The following is a 16228-nucleotide window of genomic DNA, read 5'->3' on the forward strand; positions in this document are numbered from 1 at the left end:
ACAGGAAAGGTCTCAAATCGCTGTCAAAGCGACTCAAAACCCTTCCTCAAATCCAGCATTACGCCTGCTGCTTGGATTGGGCATACAAGAGAATAGGCTCTTCCTTGCTCAGCACCACTTCCTCACTGATCACGCACTCCTTCACATTCGCCAGAGAAGGAATCTCGTACATGATATCCAGCATGATATTTTCAAGAATCGCACGCAAGCCACGCGCACCGGACTTTCTCCGCACCGCTTCCTTGGCGATGGCTTCAAGGGCACCGTCCGTAAAACGCAGGCTGACCCCTTCAAAGGAAAAAAGCTTCTGAAACTGCTTGACCAGGGCGTTTTTAGGCTCCTGAAGTATTTTAACCAGAGCATCTTCCTTCAGTTCTTCAAGGATGGCGATCACGGGCAGGCGGCCGAGAAATTCGGGAATCAAACCGAACTTCACAAGATCTTCCGCCTCCGCCATGTGCAGCAGCTCAGAGGCCGACTTATCGCCTGGCTTGGTAACCTTGGCACCAAAACCCATGGTCTTCTGGCCTATACGGCGCTGCACAATCTTATCCAGCCCTGTGAAGGTCCCGCCACAAATGAACAGGATATTGGACGTATTCACCTTCACAAAATCCTGCTGGGGATGTTTACGTCCCCCCTTGGGTGGCACACTGGCCGTGGTACCCTCTATGATTTTCAGAAGAGCCTGCTGCACGCCTTCACCCGACACATCCCGGGTGATGGAGGGGTTATCCCCCTTGGAAGCAATCTTGTCGATCTCGTCAATGTAAACGATACCCCGCTGGGCGCGCTCCACATCGTATTCCGCATTCTGCAGAAGAGAGAGAATGATGTTTTCCACATCCTCTCCCACATAACCGGCCTCTGTGAGTGTCGTGGCATCGGCAATGGTGAAGGGGACATCCAGAAAACGGGCCAGGGTCTGGGCCAGAAGTGTCTTTCCACTGCCCGTAGGCCCAATGAGAAGGATGTTGCTCTTCTGGATTTCCACCTCGTCATGGGCATCCCGACCCGCAGAGGATTCCAGTCGCCGGTAGTGATTGCGCACCGCCACAGCCAAGGTTTTCTTGGCCGCGTCCTGCTCAATCACATAATCATCCAACCTTCTTTTGATTTCTTTGGGCGTAAGGAGATTTTCAGGGGTTTCCGGAGCCTTATCCCCCTCTTCCTCAATGATCTCGCTGCAGAGCTGGATGCATTCATCACAGATGTAAACCGCAGGACCTGCAATGAGCTTGCGGACATCTTTCTGGCTCTTGCCGCAGAACGAGCAGTACAGCTTGTCTCCGGTATCGCCGTGATCCGTCATTTAGCCCTCCGTTTTTTCGATAATGGCCGCAAGATCACTCCGACTGGCCACCACATGATCGACAATGCCGTACGCCTTGGCTTCCTCGCCGCTCATGAAATGATCCCGATCCGTATCCGCTTCAATGGTTGCCAGATCCCTTTTGGTATGCCGGGCAAGAATATGATTCAGGGTATCTTTGATTCTTAAGATTTCCCTCGCCTGAATCTGGATATCCGACGCCTGGCCCTGGGCACCGCCCAGAGGCTGGTGGATCATGATACGGGAATGGGGCAGGGCATAGCGCTTACCATCAGCGCCCGCAGCCAGGAGCAGAGCTCCCATGCTGGCGGCCTGACCGATACACACGGTCACCACGTCAGGCTTGATGTACTGCATGGTATCGTAAATGGCCATACCAGCCGTTACCACACCTCCGGGAGAGTTGATGTAAAAATTGATTTCCTTTTCAGGATCCTCGGACTCCAGAAACAGCAACTGGGCCACAATGAGATTGGCAATCTCGTCATTCACTGCGGATCCAAGGAAAACAATACGATCCTTGAGAAGCCGCGAATAAATATCGTATGCTCTCTCGCCTCTGCTGCTTTGTTCCACGACCATGGGAATCAGCGGCACGACGAACCTCCCTTTTTCTCCTTGTTGGGCCCGACATCTGTATTTCAAACCATGGAAGGGCCCAAAAAGCCCTTCCATACAGACAACATCAGGCTTCGGGCGTCTGGGCATCCGCCTCTTCCGCCACTTCAGCGGGTACCGGATGCACCTCTTCAATAACACTGTTTTCTAAAATAAGCTGAATCGCCTTCTTTTCAAGCAGGGTGTGTTTGAAAAAGTCCAGCTTCTCCGGGCTTTTCTCATAAAAGCTCCAGACCAGGTCCACAGGCTGGTTAAAGTTTCTGGCCAGCTCCTCAAGACCCGCTTCAATCTCATCCTTATCCAGATCAAGCTTCTCCTGGGCAATGATGGCCCCCAGAATCAGGTGGCGACGAACCTGTTTTTCCGCAAGCTCCCTGTACTCCTGCCCCAGGGATTCCCGGGTCTGTCCAAGCTGTTCGAAGGTAACACCATTGGCAGAAAAAGCCCTTTCGGCTTCATCCAGAATTCCTTCCAGCTCATAGTTTATCATAACATCAGGAACCTCAAAGCTGGTTTTTTCGATCAGAGAAGAAAAAATCTGCTCATTCACTTCCTGCTCAATGCGCTTGTCATAGCCCTGCTTCAGATTTTCACGAATTTTCTCACGAATATCATCAACGGTTTCAAAGGCTCCGAAATGAGCGGCAAAGGTATTATCCAGTTCCGGAAGAACCTCTTCATGGATTTCCTTCAGGGTAACCTCAAAAGAAACGGTTTTTCCGCAAAAAGCCTTGTTCACATAATGCTCATCATAGCTGACATCAAAAGTGCGGGTTTCTCCGGGGTTCATACCCTCAAGCTTTTCATCAAAGGCGGGAGACAGGGTGTTCCGCCCAATACGGTAAGCATGATTTTCCGTTTTCGGCGTACCCGCGAAGGACTCCCCTGCAACCTTTCCTTCATAATCAATAAGAACAAAATCTCCGGACTCTGCGGGTCTTGCCTCTGCAATGGGCTGCTTTTTAGCAAGATTCTTCCGAAGCATCTCAATCTGCCCTTCCACTTCCTCCTCACTGAAGCTGTAGAGGGTTTTACGGATGGGCAGCCCCTTGAAGTCCACAGCTCCGATCTCCGGTTTCAGTTCGATGGTAATACCCACCTTAAGCGGCCCCTTCTCATCAAAGGCTTCCAGGTTCGGCGCATCAATGTCAGGAGTTCCAATGAAGTGAAGATTTTCCTTCTGTACGGCATGCACAAAGGCATCCTGAATCAGCTTCTGGGAAACATCGGCATGGACATCCTTTTTATACATACGCTCCAGAACGGCGCGGGGTGTTTTTCCGGGACGAAAACCCTTGATCTTCACGGTTTTCTTCAGATCCTGGTAGGCAGCATCCACAGCCTTGGCCACCATTTCACCCGGGATCTCGATATGCAGGGCCTTTTTGACCGTGCTCAGATCTTCTACCGTAACTTGCATGACGATCCTTTCTTCATAAAAACCTTAAAAGCCCATGGCGTCTGTAAACAATCTTCAGCAACCATTCCGTGCAAGGGCTGCATACCTGGCAATAAACCCTTCTGCCCGTTCATCCTTATTGCGCGGAACCGTTGCCCGTCTTACCCTCAATGAACCGCCCACTCACATACGGGGCTTCCCATTCCCCGCCCTTTCCGGACATAAGGGAGAAGATCTCGTGCTTGACGGGACCGACTCTTTTCCCGTAAAGTCTTTTGCTGTCTGATCACCAACCCCGCGAGCGGAGCCCGAAGGCAGCAGCGTCCGGCGCAATCTTTTAAATTTAATCACGCCATTCCTATGTGTCAAGCAAAAAGCCATTTGCGCCCACAACCCACTCCGAGAAAGACAAACATCCGAAAAAAATATGTTTTTCTTCTCCTGATTTTCCTTTTCACAGCTCCCCTCCTGAACAGTGCCCTCTGGGCCTTCCCACTGAACAGGAAAGAGGTTCTTGTTGTCCTTGATCCCGGTCATGGCGGCACCAGCACCGGAGCCCGCGGGCTGGGCGGGGCACTTGAAAAAAAGATCACCCTCCATCTGGCCCAGGCCATTGCCAGGGAGCTTCAAAGCCACTGCCGCGTGCTTCTCACGCGGGAAGGGGATTTTGATCCCGGATCAGATCGCCGGGCAGAGCTGGCCAATAATCGTAAAGCCCATCTCTTTATCAGCCTGCATACAGGCGCAGGGTTCGGACAAACACCCGGCCCCCTGCGTATTCTCCACATGCCAGAGCCCCCATCCTCTCCCTCTCCCCAGCCGGAAACCTGGCATCAGGGCTATATTTCCCACCTTGCCCAGGCAAGCCTGCTGGCCCAAAAACTCGCCCAGTCCCTGAAAGAGGCCTCCCTCCCCAGAAAAATCCACCTGCAGACCGCAGAGATATCCATACTCGCCCCCTTGGATATGCCCGCAGTTTTTCTGGAAGTGGGACACATCAATGCCCCCCAGGATGCACTCTGGCTTTCCGATCCTGCAACACACAGACAATTGGCCCAGTCCATCGCCCTCGGCATACGCGCCTATCTGGATACGACTTTTTAAGTACAATTTTTCTGATTCGAGATGGACAGGCTTGCGCAAAGAAAGGAAGCATGTTAGAAGAATTTTTTATCTGTACGGGGTGTAGCGCAGCTTGGTAGCGCGCCTGCTTTGGGAGCAGGATGTCGGAGGTTCGAATCCTCTCGCCCCGACCAAATGCATAAAACGCCCTGCAAACACAGGGCGTTTTTTTATGTATACAGAGATCCCGCATGTATCCAGATTACAAGCAAAGAAAATCAGGAAGCCAGGGGCTCTACGGAAAAGTGCCGATCAAGGCGCATGGTGCTGAAAAGGCTGTAGATATCCTTGGCCACGTTCACAACCTTCAGTTTTCTTCCCTTGCGGTTCAAGGAATTATGCGTGGCGATAATCACACCAATGCCCACGGAGTCGACCATTTCCACACCCGCAAGGTCCAGGTGGATGTCTCCACTGTTTTCCTGAATCAGGTTCTGCAATTCCGTACGAAAATCATTGGCCATGGATGCAACGATATCCACGCCGGGAATGACAAGAATCCGATCCTCTTCCTTTATAATCTGACTCATGGCATGCGCTCCATAATATTTTGGAAAAAAGAGATGCCGGGATTCCGACAAGGGGAAAACAAAAAAATAAATGGCGGGATTCAGACAAAGAGGCTTTGCTGGAAAACATGAAAAAGGTAGCACAAGGTAAAAGGAATCTCAATGTGAATCTATCCTTTTTTTCCGGAAATCCCGGACTTGCTCCCTCCTGTCTTCTCCCCCTCAGCCTCGCGTTCTTCTGCGCCCTTCTCTTTGCCGCCGTCTTTCCTCCTTTAGGTCTGTGGCCCCTTGCCTTTGTGGCCCTTGCTCCCCTCATCCGCCTCACGGCAAGCTCCGGTTCACCGGGAAAAGCCTTCCGCCTGGGCTTTGTCTTCGGTTTTATTTTTTTCTCCCTTGTTCTGCACTGGCTGGCGCCTACGGTGCGCACCTTCGGTGGTCTGCCCTGGCCTGCGGCCCTGGGAGCCCTCGGGCTCCTGGCCTCCTACCTGGCCCTGTATCCCGCCCTTTTCTCCCTGCTCATCCAAAAAATCCATCAGAGGGGGGGCTCTCTTTTTCTTGCCGCTCCCGCCATCTGGACAGGCCTTGAATACATTCGGGCGCAGCTCCTCTCAGGCTTTCCCTGGGCCCTGACCGGTCACGGCCTGGCCCCCATCCCCCTTCTTATCCAAAGTGCGGACACAGGAGGCGTCTATCTCCTCTCCTTTGCCCTCCTTGTTATGAACACAGCACTGGCCTTTCCGGGAAAGGCCTTTAAATATCCCGCAGCCGCTCTGGCCCTCTGGCTCTGCCTTGGCCTTTATGGTCACATCCGCATCACAGAACTGGAATCCAGGCTCAATGAAGCCCCGAGACTGGCTGTCGGCATTCTTCAGGGGTGCATGCCGCCGGATCAGAAATGGGATCCGGACTTTCAGGCCTACACCCTGGAACGCTACCAGGATCTGATCTTAAAAGATCTTACCGCAAACCCTCCTTCCGGAGAAACCCGCCTCTTCCTCTGGCCGGAAACCGCCACTCCCTTTTATCTTTTCAGTGAAGAGGCGCCCACAAAAAAGCTGCTGAACATCATCCGGGATTCCGAAGTTCACCACCTGGTGGGCAGCCCTGCCTATGCCCTGGATTTCCAGAAAAAACTTTCCCTTTTCAATGCCAGTTACCTCATCGATCCTTCGGGCAGGCTGCTTTCCCGCTACGACAAAGCCCATCTCGTTCCCTTTGGCGAATACGTGCCCCTGAAAGATTTCTTCCCCTTTCTTGAAAAAATCATCGTACCCGCAGGCTATTTCACCGCCGGGACGCGACCGCCCGTTCTCCGTCTTCAGAATACGGGCCTTGCTCCCCTCATCTGCTTTGAAAGCGTCTTTCCCTACATATCCCGGAAAGCCGTACTGGCAGGAGCCGAACTCCTTGCCGTTCAGACCAATGATGCCTGGTTCGGCAGAAGTGGAGGCCCGCGTCAGCATCTGGACTTCAGCATCTTCAGGGCCGTGGAGTTCCGCAGAAGCGTGGTGCGCAGCGCAAATACGGGTATCAGCGCCCTGATCCTGCCCACGGGTATCCTGGCCAAGGAAAGCCCCATGGACGTCCCCTATGTTCTTCACGGGAAAGCCCCCCTTCTCAGCGGACAGACAATCTATGCCCGAATGGGGGATTTTTTTGCCCGAACCTGCCTCTTTGTGCTAGTATTCTATGTTGCTTATGCATATCTGCCCTTTTTTTCGACGAAAAAAGGCTTCATCCAAAACCATGCAGGAGAATGATCATGTCCGCAGAACTGAAGCAGCGCACCAAGGAACACCGCGCCCAACTCCTTCAGTTAAAGGGGTGTCTTTGACCTCGATCACCTCAACTACCGTTTGAGTGAGATCGAATCCATCATCGGCAACAAGGATTTCTGGAACAATCCCGATGCCGCCAAACCCATCCTCCAGGAACGCAGCCTGCTTTCCGGAAAACTCGACGCTTACCAGAAAATCGAAACCGCCGTAAATGATGCGGAAATGCTTCTGGAAATGGCCATGGAAGAAGAGGATACGGAAACCATCCGCGATGTGGCCCTCCAGATGGATGCCGTGGAAGATGCTCTTGATGATTTTTCCCTTAAGCTCATGCTGGATGGGGAGGATGACATGGCCACAGCCATTGTCTCCATCAACGCCGGTGCGGGCGGCACCGAGGCCCAGGACTGGGCGGAAATGCTTTTCCGCATGTACAGCCGCTGGGTGGAGCGCAAGGGATTTACCATGCAGATGGTGGATTATCAGCCCGGAGACGAGGCGGGCATCAAGGGGGTCACCTTCACCGTGAGCGGGGAGTATGCCTTCGGCTACCTGAAAACCGAATCCGGTGTCCACCGCCTGGTGCGGATTTCCCCCTTCAACGCCAACGGCAAGCGCCAGACCTCCTTTGCCTCGGTTTTTGTTTATCCGGAACTGAACCAGGACATTGAGATCGAAATTGATGAAAAGGATCTGCGCATTGACGTGTTCCGGGCCTCGGGCGCAGGCGGTCAGCATGTGAACAAGACCAGTTCCGCCATCCGCATCACCCACCAGCCCACGGGTATTGTGGTTTCCTGCCAGCAGGAAAAATCCCAGCACAGAAACCGTGAAATCGCCTTTAAGATGCTCCAGTCCCGGCTGTATCAGATGGAAAAACAGAAGCAGGAGGAAAAACTCCAGGACATGCACGACAGCAAGGGCGAAATCGCCTGGGGCTCCCAGATCCGCTCCTATGTGCTCCATCCCTACCAGATGATCAAGGACCACAGGACAAACCACGAAACGGGCAACAGCCAGTCCGTGCTTGACGGCAACCTCGACGGCTTCATCAAGGCGGAGCTTCTGAGAAAAAGCCAGACAAAGGGCAGGGCATGAACCCGAAGATCCTTGAAATCTTTGACCGTCACTACCCCAAAGGGCATCCGGCAAGGGAGATCCTGCTCCAGCACTCGCGCATGGTGGCAAAAAAAGCCCTGGAAGCGGCCCTTCATGTGGCAGCAGAAGGCCCGGATCTGGACTTCATTGCCGAGGCGGCCCTTCTCCATGATATCGGCATCGGAAAAACCCATGCGCCGGACATCGGTTGCCATGGGAAAGAGGCTTACATCTGCCACGGCTATCTCGGCCGGGAAATCCTTGAGGCAGAAGGGCTTTTCAGACATGCCCTGGTCTGTGAGCGCCATACGGGGACAGGCCTTGGAGAAGGGGAGATCCTCAAGGCAGGTCTCCCCCTGCCCGTAAGGGATATGCGGCCCCAGAGCCTTGAGGAGGAAATCCTCTGCTATGCGGACAAGTTCTTTTCCAAAAATCCGGGAGATGCGGGAAGGGAAAAACCCCTTTTTCAAATCAGAAAACAGCTGAAAGGCTTCGGAGAGGATCAGCTGGCCCGCTTTGATGCCTGGCACAGCCGCTTCGGCGGATCTTCCGGACTCATCTCCCGGCCTTCGGCATGGCAGGAGTTCTCCCTCATTGAAAAGCTCCGGTCCCGGAAAAAGGATGCCCGGATTCTGGTGGGGTCCGGGGATGACGCAGCCCTGCTCAGCGCCCTGACCCGGCCCGTGATTTCTACGGATACCCAGAGGGAGGGCATTCATTTCTTAAGGGGCTGGATGTCCCATGAAGCCCTGGGCTACAAGGCCGTCATGGCAGCAGCCAGTGACCTTGCCGCTTCCTTTGCCCGGCCCGTGGCCCTTTTTGTCAATCTCGGGCTGCCTGCGGAAGAAAGGGAAAAAGATATTCTCGCCCTGCAAAAAGGCATGGAAAGGGCCCTGGAGGAAACGGGGGGCAGCATTGGGGGAGGCAACATCTGTAAGGCAGAAGTCTTGTGTCTCGATCTTTTTTTCGTGGGAGAAGGAGAAGGCTTCTTTCCAAGGCGATCTTTGGCGCAGGCAGGAGAAGGTCTTTACGTGACAGGCTTTCTCGGAGACGCGGCTGCGGGCTGCCATGCCCTGTTCAGGGGAAGGGAAAAGGAGCATCCCCTGCTTGCGGAAAAATTCCGCTGCCCGAAGGCGCGGTTTGATGCCGCTGCCCTGCTTTTTAAGGCCGGAGTTTGTTGTGTCATGGACATCAGCGACGGGCTTGCGGGTGATGCGGCCCACATGGCAAAAGCCTCTGCCCTGACCTTCGCGTTTGAGCCGGACAGCCTTCCCCTTTCTCCGGAGCTTCTGGCCTATTGCAGCCAGTATGGAGAAGATCCTCTGCGTTTTGCCCTCACGGGCGGAGAAGACTATGAACTTCTTTTCAGCGCCAACCAGGATCTTGCTGAAAAACTGAAGCCCCTGCTGCCGGGCATACGCCGCATCGGCCGCTGTCAGGAACCCTCCACAGGTCGGGTCACAGGCCTTCCCTCCTGGGCCGTGTCGGGTTTTTCCCACGAAGGCCCCCCCTCTCCCGGCTGATCATTCTCACGCCCCCCCTCACCCTTCCCCCCTTTTTAAGCCTTCGGCTCAGAGGGGGTTAAAAAAAAGAAAAATACCAAGAAGGGTGATACACACAGCCCCTGCAAGGGGCGGCAGCTGATGCCAAAAGGGTGGTCTTCGTTTTTCAGATCTTCCATGCCCCATGGCTTTACGCGCAAAAAGGGCCAGGAGAGCAAAAAGGCTTGTGGTGAAAGAAAGGCCTGCGGCCAGAAAAACCATGGCCAGCACCCCGGCCAGGAGGATATCCAGGGAAAGGGAAAAAAACAGGATCAGCGCCGCACCGGGGCAGGGAACCATGCCCACGGCAAGGCTTAAGGAAAAAAGGCTACGGGTGTCCGCATGGGAAGAGGCCAGGCATCCAGAGGCTCCCTGCTCCTCGCCATCAAACAGGGCCTTTATCCCCCGCCAGACAAGAAAAAACCCCACAAGGGCAATCATTGCCGCACTGAACTGCTGCAAAGAGCGTCCTGCCCCGTCCACGGATGCCATTCCACCGGACTTCATGATAAAGTAAAAAAATAAAACCAGTACAAGGGCCGAGAATACATGGAAAAATCCCATGAGCCCGCCCATGAGAAAAGCCTGTGCAACACGGCCCTTACGGCTCAGGAAATAGGTACTCACAAACACCTTGCCGTGACCAGGGCCAAAGGCATGCACAACGCCATAGAGAAAGGCAAGCCCCATGTAAGACCAAAAGGCCGATCCCCATGGATTTTCCCGGATCTCACGGGCATAACCTCCCGCCTTCTGGCGTATCTGAGCCTGCCACAAAAGAAGCCTGCCCATCACCTGCCCCCCCGTATCCCTCACCCAGGCGGGCAACAGATGGGATACGCCGGAAGAGACGGGTTCCTCTTTTTGTGCGGGCCCAGGCCGGAATGGACTGGCCGAATGGACAGACTGAAGAGTCAGGCTAAACATCACAAGTAAAAAAACAAGAGAAAAAACAGTTCTTTTCATGGTCGCATCACATGGATTTCAAGGGCTACGGGATTCATGAAACCAAAATAGTAGGCAAGCTCGGGCATCTCCCTCGGCCGGGACTCCACCCGCCACAGCTCCGTTTTTCCCTTCACTCCCAGTTTTTCCGGTGGGAAAAAGAGATGACAGTAAAAATCCTCATCATACACAGCAATGAGAAAGCTCTCTTTTTCTGAACCCACGAGAAGTTTCATGGGGACATAAAAAGAGTAGATGGCATGCCCTTCCCTGATCTCCACGGCAAAGCCCTCGATACCCGTGATCGGAAGCGTCTTCCCGTTTTTCAGAATCCGGGTAAAAAACCCATGGTTTTCAAGGTTTCTGAAGGTTTCCTCATACACCACCTTCAACTCCGCCTCACAGAACTGTCCGTCTTTATTAAGATCAAAGTCTTCGATCACCCAGGCGCTGAAGTACTCATCAAAAACCCAGTGCTGCCAGACTCCTTCCACGCCCTCTTCGCCAAGAACAATGTCCACCCCAGCCTGTACAAAAACATGGGGATGGGCAAAGAGCGGCCCGGAACCCCACAGCATGATCCCTAAAAAAAATATCAGACCCAGGCCAGACAGACCCCGCTCCTTCTGTTTTTTTTTCCCCATGAAAACGCCTTTTCACGCCTCAAGATATTCTCCGCAAAACCGCCCTGAAAAAACAGATCCGAATTTAACATTCATCCACAATCCCGGAAAGTTTTTTGCTGGAAAAAAAGAACGGACAAGGCTAACCTTAAAAAATAAAGCTTTTCCTCCATCCGTGAAAGGAAGGCCCCATGAAAACCGCCTCTGTCTTTTCCTTGATGCTGCTCAGCTTTTTTCTTTTCAGCTTTGGATGCAACACCAAAGGCTCCTATGAAGCCACCCATGGCATACAGCGCATGGATTGTTATCAGCTGCATGAATCCGAGCAGGCGCGCTGTCTGGAAAGGGTGGAGAAAATGCCCTCCTATGAGGCCTACACCAAAGAGCGCGAAGCCATGATCCACAAAAAAAATGCCCCCCAATAAGCACCAGCGTCTTTTCCCTGCCTCCCCTCATGGACTTCCATGCTTCTCCTGCATCAAAAAAACACGCATATCCTTCCGGCCGAGTCCTCCGAATTCCAAACCCGCCCCTGGCTATGCATGAAAGGGCCCCCTCTCATCTCAAAAAACTTTTGAAAAATGCAGACATAAACCCAAAGAACAGAATCGCAGAAGCTCCCCTTCCCTGACTGTGTAAAAAATCGTATCCCTTGGCAGAGGCTTCCGAGCTCTTGCCATCCAAACAAAAAAGCCCGCCGCAAAAGCAGCAGGCCCTTTCTCCTCTTTTCATCCAGATCTTACAGGTTATAAAAGTCCCCGCTCACCCAGGTTCCCGTAGCGGTGATAATTGTGACAGATGCTCTGCTCTTTCAGGTATTGCAGAAGCTCCATGCGGCCTTCCATGAAAACCGGAGTTCGCGCCACATAGAATCCCGTTTCCGCAGCCTTTTCCAGCAGGGCAGCGGGCACCCGGTCTTCCGCAGCATAGCGGATACGGTCCACCCGTCCCATGCGGGCCATGAGAACCTTATCCGTCTCAAGACTGACACACCCCTCTCCCAGAAGACTCTTCCCCCAATGGCCTGACAGAAAATCCCGAACCCGGTTCCGGCAGGAAGGATCCATGCTGAGTTCAAAGGATGCACCCGTAATCCGACAGGCGGCAATGCGGGCCAGCACCTCAAAGAGACTGTCCCTGTCATGGATGCGGATCAGCACCCGGCCCACGGGCCTGTAGCGCACAAGGTTGTCCTGTCCCCTCAGACGGAAATAATCTTTTTCCTTTGAAAATTCCTCCTGCCACCAGAAGAGATAGCTTTCCACGGCACGGGCAAAACGGAGAATATCCTCCTGATCCTCCCCGAAAAGGCCCCATTTCGCCCTGGACTCCAGATCCTGGGCCAGACGGAGGACAGCATGATCCGAAGCCAGAGGCCCGGCAGCAGGCCAGCCCTTTTCCTCAAAGTTCATAAACTGGCTCACATAGTTCGGCCCCCCCGCCTTGATACCACAGCCTAAGGCCGATTTTCCCATGCCGCCAAAGGGCTGACGCAAAACGATGGCGCCGGTGCTGCCCCGGTTGATATAGAGATTGCCCGCCTTCAGGGTCTCCTTCCAGCATTCCTGTTCCCGCACATCCAGGCTTTCCAGGGCAGAGGTAAGGCCATAGCCCGTGGCGTTCACCATGGAAATGGCATGCTCCAGATTCTCCGCCCGCATGACAGAGAGAACGGGCCCGAAAAATTCCGTCATGTGGGAATAGCTTCCCTCCCGCGTGCCGTATTTGATGCCCGGTGTCCAGAGATAGGGGTTGTCGCCCACCTGCCTTGGCTGAAGGGCCCATTCCTCCCCAGGCTCCAGGGTGGTCAGGGCACGGAGAAGATCTCCGGAAGGGGGCCGCACCAGAGGCCCCATTTTGGAACGAAAATCCCAGGGACTGCCCACATGCCAGCTTCTGGCCGCATCCACGAGCTGCTGGCGGAATTTTTCATCCTCGTACACATCCTTTTCGAGAATGAGCAGGGAGGTGGCGGAACACTTCTGCCCCGTATTGCTGAAGGCAGAATGGATGACATTGGCGATGGCCGCATCCCGATCGCTCATGGAAGAAACGATGGTGGCGTTCTTCCCGCCCGTTTCCGCACAAAGGAAGAGACCCGGCCTGTCCTTTAAAATCCGCAGTCCCGTTTCCGTGCCCCCCGTCAGGATCACAAAGTCCACATCCGGATGGGTGACAAGACCTGCGCCCACCTTTGATCCGGAACCGGGAAGAAACTGGAGGGTATTGCGGGAAATCCCCGCCTTCCAGAAGGCCTGACAGAGTATCCATGCGGAAAGCACGGCATCGCTGGCGGGTTTGAAAATCACCGTGTTGCCTGCGGCAAGGGAAGCCACAAGTCCGCCACAGGGAATGGCCACGGGAAAGTTCCAGGGAGAAACCACAACGCCGACTCCCTTACCCTGCACCGCGACACCAGGCAGACGGGTGAAGGCTTCCGCAGACAAAGGATAGTATTCGGCAAAATCGATGGCTTCACTGATCTCAGGATCGGCCTCGGAAAAAAGTTTTCCCGTGTTGGCGGCACAAGCCCCCATGAGATCTCCCCTTAAGGCCCGGAGTTCGGCGGCCACACGGGAGAGTTTTTCATGACGCTCCCCAAAGGAAAGGCTGCGCCAGCCGTCGGGATCCGCCTTCGCAATCCGCACGGCTTTTTCCACATCCTCCTTTGTGCCCAGGGCAAAAAGGGCGGCCACACGCCGACGGTCTCCCTGAGCGCTGGAAGGATCTTCCTGCTTTTCAAGGCTTCTGCCTTCAAGAATTTCCTCACCGCCAATGACAAGGGGAATGCGCAGCGCCTCTTTTCCTTCCCGCACCTCCCATTTTTCCCGAACGGCCTCTGCCCATCTGCGGTTGGCTTCCAGGGAAAAATCCGTATCCGCCTCGTTGACAAAGCGCTTCTCGTGGAAAGTCCCCTTCGGAAGACCTGCATCCTCGGTGCTGCGGTTCTGGCTGCGGTGGGTGAGAACCGCAAGCGCTTCCTTTTCCCTGCAGGAGGCGAGATACTGGCCTTCAAGAAACTTCCATTCCGCTGAAGCTGTGGAAAGCCTGCAGGCATAGCGCAGGAAGTTTTCCGGCCCCGTATTTTCATCCAGCCTGCGGATCAGGTAGGCAATGGCATTGATGAACTGCTCTTTTCCCGCCACAGGCGCGTAGTACAGCACCCCGGCCGTCATCTCCTGAATGGCCCGGCGCACATGGTCGGCCATACCTTCAAGCATCTCAAAGCCGATGCGTTCCGTCACGCCGTTGGCGCTGGCCCGCTCCCAGGCATAGGCCAGCTCAAAAAGATTGTGGGAGGCAATGCCCAGATGCACGGCCCGGATGTTTTCAGGCCTCATGCCGTAGTCCACCATACGCTTGTAGTTGGCATCCACGGAAAGCTTGTTGTCATAGGGCGCAAGGGGCCAGTTGTGGAGGGCGGCATCCACCTGTTCCATCTCCATGTTGGCCCCTTTGACAATGCGGATTCTGATGGGGGCCCCGCCTGCTTCCACCCGCTTTTTCGCCCAGTCCGTGAGCTGGTTCTGCATGGGCCAGGCATCGGGAAGATAGGCCTGAAGCACAATGCCCGCCTCCAGATGGAAAAAGGCCTCCTGCTCCAGGGTGCGGCAGAAAGCCGCCGCCGTGATGGAAAGATCCCGGTATTCCTCCATGTCAAGGTTCACGAACTTGGTCGTGCGCCGCCCGTCCGGATGGCGGTAGAAATGGCTGGCTGCGGTGCGGTAAAGAAGGGAAAGTCTTTCCACCAGAACGGCCACGGTCTCTTCAAAGGCCAGGGAATTGATCTGGGAATAGATGGTGGAAATCTTGACGGAAATGTACTCGATGTCCGGGTCTTTTAAGTCTTCCACATAGGTCTTGAGCCGCTCCTGACATTCGGCCTCGCCCAGAACAGCCTCGCCCAGGTGGTTGATGTTCATGCGAACCCCTTCCGCCCTGCGCCGCGCCAGATGGCTGCGGAAGGCCCCGGCTTCTCCGGGCACAATGGCCCGCCCGCTCTGTTTGCGGATGGCGTCCACCAGCTTCGGCACGGACACGCCCGGCACATGGCGGCCCGCCAGGGTGAAGAGCAGGGCCAGCATCTTTTCCGGAAGGCTGAAGAAACGGGGAATGCCGTCCGTATCGAGAATGCGCGCCACCTGATCCGCCACCCGGGCGCAGTCCGAAGACCGGAAACTCCGGTCAATGAGCTTGGTCAGAATGACCTTATCTTCCGGACGGTTCAGAAGGGCTGCCATCTGGTTCTGGATGCGGCGTTCTTCCTGGGTCAGAAGTGAATTGGCGTGGTTTTGCCACCGGGCGGCCAGGGCTGCGGCCCGGTGGATGACCGGGTCCTGGTTTATCTGCTGCATGATCTTCTCCTTTGATATCTGTAAACCCGATGGAAGTCTCCCTGCCCTGAGACTGCATATCCGCCGCATCCGCACTTTCAATATACCCGTCATACCGGGCCAGATGGGCCTGCATGGCCTGATCCGCAAGGGAAGCGTCCCCCGCAGCCACGGCTTCCACCACAAGGCAGAGGTCTTTGTAATTGCCCTCAAGGGTTTCCTTGTCCCTTGGGACATACCGATCAAAATAGGGATGAATATTCGCATGGATGGTGGCCTGGATGGTTCGGTACACCGCATTGCCCGCCATCTCACCGAGGGCCAGATGCACCCGGTTATCTGCGCTGATCACAGCCTCCCAGTCAAAGGGATCTTCCAGAGCCTGGGCCATATCCCGCAGAAATTCGCGCAAAAGGGCAATGTCTTCTTCCCGCGCCTTTCTTGCCGCCAGTGCTGCGATCCCGCCTTCCAGGTCTTTTCTGAACTCCGCCAGATCCGATGCAGATACCCGGTGCCTGCGCAGAAGAAGGCCCAACCCCTCGGTCACTGGCCCAGTGGCCACTTCCCGGACAAAGGCCCCGCCGCCCACGCCGAGGCGGATTTCAATGAGTCCTTTTTGCTCCAGAACTCGCAGGGCCTCACGCAGGGTTCCCCGGCTGACCTGAAAGGTTTCCTTGAGCTCCCGCTCCGGCGGCAGCTTGTCTCCCTGGCCCATGCGCCCTTCCAGAATGGCGTCCTGAATCTGATCAACAACATCCTGAAACATTCTGTTCTGTTTGGCTTTTTCAAACATATACACCGTACCCGAACCCCTTTTGCCCTCCTTTACCACGGAAGAGCTATAATGGTTAGACCTTTTATACAAATCCTGACCCCTTTTCGTCAATCCCGGATTTCCCGTCACCTCAAAAACCATGGATCCTTTACC

The 16228-nt window shown here is 54.7% G+C and carries 13 protein-coding genes and 1 tRNA gene; 6 read left to right on the plus strand and 8 right to left on the minus strand.

Features of this window, described 5'->3' with window-relative positions; translation table 11 throughout:
* Positions 1-58: 58 nt before the first annotated feature.
* The 3 genes from clpX to tig form a co-directional block, all read right to left on the minus strand.
* The gene (gene clpX, locus RBR60_RS02885; RefSeq protein ID WP_320354295.1) at positions 59-1312 is read right to left on the minus strand and encodes an ATP-dependent Clp protease ATP-binding subunit ClpX; all 1254 of its coding nucleotides are present in this window, start codon (positions 1310-1312) and stop codon (positions 59-61) included.
* On the minus strand, positions 1313-1915 hold the full coding sequence (gene clpP / locus RBR60_RS02890; protein WP_413815444.1) for an ATP-dependent Clp endopeptidase proteolytic subunit ClpP: 603 nt from the start codon (positions 1913-1915) through the stop codon (positions 1313-1315).
* 103 nt (positions 1916-2018) lie between these two features.
* A complete protein-coding gene (gene tig / locus RBR60_RS02895) occupies positions 2019-3371 on the minus strand; it encodes a trigger factor (protein ID WP_320354298.1) in 1353 nt (450 codons plus the stop codon).
* A gap of 360 nt (positions 3372-3731) precedes the next feature.
* Between tig and RBR60_RS02900 the strand changes: the two genes are divergently transcribed.
* Entirely contained in the window at positions 3732-4454 is a 723-nt protein-coding gene (locus tag RBR60_RS02900; protein WP_320354299.1) for an N-acetylmuramoyl-L-alanine amidase, read from the plus strand.
* A gap of 75 nt (positions 4455-4529) precedes the next feature.
* Positions 4530-4606: transfer RNA gene (locus tag RBR60_RS02905), tRNA-Pro, on the plus strand.
* Between the two features lie 84 nt (positions 4607-4690).
* Here RBR60_RS02905 and RBR60_RS02910 read toward each other — a convergent pair.
* Positions 4691-5002 (minus strand): STAS domain-containing protein, encoded by a 312-nt coding sequence (locus tag RBR60_RS02910; RefSeq protein WP_320354300.1) that lies wholly within the window; start codon positions 5000-5002, stop codon positions 4691-4693.
* A gap of 143 nt (positions 5003-5145) precedes the next feature.
* On the opposite strand from RBR60_RS02910, the gene lnt reads away from it, so the two are divergent.
* From lnt to thiL, 3 genes are all read left to right on the plus strand, one after another.
* Positions 5146-6741: an apolipoprotein N-acyltransferase gene (gene lnt, locus RBR60_RS02915; protein WP_320354302.1), complete on the plus strand. Its 1596-nt coding sequence runs from the start codon at positions 5146-5148 to the stop codon at positions 6739-6741.
* A 2-nt stretch (positions 6742-6743) separates the two neighbouring features.
* A protein-coding gene (gene prfB / locus RBR60_RS02920; protein WP_413815443.1) for a peptide chain release factor 2 occupies positions 6744-7857 on the plus strand; the annotation gives its coding sequence in 2 pieces (ribosomal slippage) (positions 6744-6800 and positions 6802-7857; 1113 coding nt in all).
* Positions 7854-9380, plus strand: coding sequence for a thiamine-phosphate kinase (thiL, locus tag RBR60_RS02925; protein WP_320354305.1), 1527 nt, complete (start codon positions 7854-7856; stop codon positions 9378-9380). The genes prfB and thiL overlap by 4 nt, the downstream gene beginning before the upstream one ends.
* A gap of 48 nt (positions 9381-9428) precedes the next feature.
* Here the strand turns inward: thiL and RBR60_RS02930 are convergent, their stop codons facing one another.
* Together RBR60_RS02930 and RBR60_RS02935 are read right to left on the minus strand one after the other, a co-directional pair.
* The gene (locus tag RBR60_RS02930) at positions 9429-10190 is read right to left on the minus strand and encodes a hypothetical protein (RefSeq protein WP_320354307.1); all 762 of its coding nucleotides are present in this window, start codon (positions 10188-10190) and stop codon (positions 9429-9431) included.
* 170 nt (positions 10191-10360) lie between these two features.
* Positions 10361-10921, minus strand: coding sequence for a DUF1007 family protein (locus tag RBR60_RS02935; RefSeq protein WP_320354309.1), 561 nt, complete (start codon positions 10919-10921; stop codon positions 10361-10363).
* A gap of 236 nt (positions 10922-11157) precedes the next feature.
* Here RBR60_RS02935 and RBR60_RS02940 point away from each other — a divergent pair, with 236 nt between their 5' ends.
* On the plus strand, positions 11158-11391 hold the full coding sequence (locus RBR60_RS02940) for a hypothetical protein (protein ID WP_320354311.1): 234 nt from the start codon (positions 11158-11160) through the stop codon (positions 11389-11391).
* Between the two features lie 321 nt (positions 11392-11712).
* Here the strand turns inward: RBR60_RS02940 and RBR60_RS02945 are convergent, their stop codons facing one another.
* Both RBR60_RS02945 and RBR60_RS02950 read right to left on the minus strand, forming a co-directional pair.
* A complete protein-coding gene (locus RBR60_RS02945; protein ID WP_320354347.1) occupies positions 11713-15294 on the minus strand; it encodes a proline dehydrogenase family protein in 3582 nt (1193 codons plus the stop codon).
* Positions 15176-16165 carry a FadR/GntR family transcriptional regulator gene (locus tag RBR60_RS02950; protein WP_320354313.1) on the minus strand — a complete coding sequence of 330 codons (990 nt, stop codon included), beginning with the start codon at positions 16163-16165 and terminating at the stop codon, positions 15176-15178. Before RBR60_RS02950 ends, RBR60_RS02945 begins: the two co-directional genes overlap by 119 nt.
* Between the last annotated feature and the right edge of the window lie 63 nt (positions 16166-16228).

Source organism: Desulfobotulus sp., assembly GCF_034006065.1.
In the GTDB taxonomy this organism is placed as follows: Bacteria; Desulfobacterota; Desulfobacteria; order Desulfobacterales; family ASO4-4; genus Desulfobotulus.